This is a genomic window from Streptomyces sparsus (genome assembly GCF_054776295.1).
This window is the reverse complement of record NZ_BAAHCA010000777.1, coordinates 1-2,378: the sequence shown is the minus strand read 5'-3', so window position 1 is coordinate 2,378 and position 2,378 is coordinate 1. Positions and strand designations below refer to the sequence as shown.

General features: G+C 72.7%; 1 protein-coding gene. It reads right to left on the bottom strand.

Going from position 1 to position 2,378, the window contains the following annotated elements; translation table 11 throughout:
• The coding region (locus ACYVE9_RS23250) for a catalase (protein WP_461029847.1) at positions 1–2,019 on the bottom strand (2,019 nt) is incomplete at its 3' end.
• Positions 2,020–2,378 lie beyond the last annotated feature (359 nt).

Below are 2,378 nucleotides of genomic sequence, written 5' to 3'. Positions count from 1 at the left end.
CGCGCCGGCGCTGCGGTCACCCGAGGCGTCGGGACCGGGCGCCGCACCGCCGGCGAGCAGCAGCGCGTCGAACTCCACCGACCGCGCGGTGACGAAGGTCCGCTGCACGGTGACCGGGTCACCGTCGCCGTCGGCCAGCTCGCCGCCGGTGGGGGCGATCACCAGCGGAACCATGCCGCCCGCCAGGACGGAGTCCCGCACCGCCCGCACCTGCGACAGGTCCGCGCCGGTGTCGGCGACGATGCCGATGACGCGCCCCTCGGTCGGCCACGTCCGACCGACCTGGGCGAGCGCGGCGCTCGGCTTGGGGGTGTGGGCGGCGTACTCCGGGTCCGGCTGCGGGACCGGCAGCCCGAGGCCGGTCGCCACCTCGCGGCACAGCCGCTCGTCGATGGTGGCCAGTACCCGCAGCGTCCGCTCCCGGATCGTCTGCTCGTAGCACTTGCCCAGCTCGAAGGTGTAGGCGCCGATGATGTGCTCCTGCTCCACCGGCGACATGCTCCGCCAGAACAGCCGGGGCTGGGAGAAGTGGTCGTCGAAGGATTCCGGCGCCTCCCGCACCTGGCGGGACTCCGGCACCTGCACCGGGGTCTCCACGTACCCGCCGGCGTCCGCACCCGCCATGAAGGGGCATCCGCCGTCCAGGGAGTTGGGCTGGTACGGGGCCACTCCGCGGTGCACGGCCTGCTGGTGGAAGCCGTCCCGCAGCATGTCGTTGACCTCGGCGTGCGGCCGGTTGATCGGGAGCTGCGAAAAGTTCGGCCCGGCCAGCCGGGTGATCTGGGTGTCGATGTAGGAGAACAGCCGGCCCGCCAGCAGCGGGTCGTCGGTGACGTCGACGCCCGGCACCAGATGCCCGGGGTGGAAGGCCACCTGCTCGGTCTCCGCGAAGTAGTTCGACGGGTTGGCGTTCAGGGTCATCAGGCCGACCGGCTGCACCGGCGCCAGTTCCTCGGGGACGATCTTCGTCGGGTCGAGCAGGTCGATGCCCTCGAAGGTCTGCTCGGGGGTGTCGGGAAAGGCCTGGATGCCCAGCTCCCACTGCGGGTACGCACCCGCCTCGATGGCGTCGGCCAGGTCGCGGCGGTGGAAGTCGGGGTCGAATCCGTTGATCATCTGTGCTTCCTCCCACACCAGGGAGTGCACGCCGGCCCGCGGCTTCCAGTGGAACTTCACCAGCGTCGTCGAGCCGTCGGCGGCCACCAGGCGGAAGGTGTGGACGCCGAAGCCCTCCATCGTCCGGTAGGAGCGCGGAATGCCCCGGTCCGACATGTTCCAGAGCGTGTGGAAGGTCGCCTCGGTGTGCAGTGAGACGAAGTCCCAGAAGGTGTCGTGGGCGCTCTGCGCCTGCGGGATCTCCCGGTCCGGGTGGGGCTTGCCCGCGTGGATGATGTCGGGGAACTTGATCGCGTCCTGGATGAAGAAGACCGGGATGTTGTTGCCGACCAGGTCGAAGACGCCTTCGGAGGTGTAGAACTTCGTGGCGAAGCCCCGGGTGTCGCGGACCGTGTCGGCCGACCCGCGTGAGCCGAGCACGGTGGAGAAGCGCACGAAGACGGGGGTCTCCACGTCCTTGGCCAGGAAGCCGGCCTTGCACACGTCCGAGGCGCTGCCGTAGCCGCGGAAGACGCCGTGCGCCGCCGCGCCCCGGGCGTGCACCACCCGCTCGGGGATGCGCTCGTGGTCGAAGTGGGTGATCTTCTCCCGCAGGTGGTGGTCGCGGAGCAGGACCGGGCCGCGCGCGCCCGCCTTGAGGGAGTGGTCGGTGTCCGGGAGGCGCAGCCCCTCGGCGGTGGTCAGCCGCGCCCCCTGCTGCGCCCGGTCGCCCGGCTCCCCGGAACGGCGCCCGGTGGGGGAGAGCGGGGCGGGCTCCGCCTGGTCGGGTTTGGGCGGCAGCGGCTCGCGGGGGGTCGTGGGCTCCTCCAGGGAGGGCGGCTCCGGGGCGGGCACCCCGGGAATGTCCGGGGAGCCGCCTGCGGCCTGCTCGTGCGGGTGGGGGGAGTTCTCGCTCTGGGTCACCGTTCCTCCGAGGTGTGGCTGCTGTGCGTACGACAGGGCGCGACTCGCACCGTGGGCGGAACGGCCACCTCCGTCCCCTTGCGCAAGGGACGGAAGCGGCAGGTGAGACGGGCGGAGCGGGTCGCCGCCGCCGGGTATCCGGTACGGGCCGTCCCATTCCTCCCGTCCGCCGGGAGGGGGAGCGGCACCCGTGGCGGCGCGCCATCGGCCGGAATACAGGGCAACCTTGCGAGTGGTTCGGACGTCCAGTTGTGCGGCACGCAGCGGGCACGCAGCGGGCACGCAGCGGTGGCGGTTCGGGCGGGCACGGCAGAGGCGGCGGGTCGGCGGGCGCGGCGGGTCGGCGTCCCGGTGGGCCG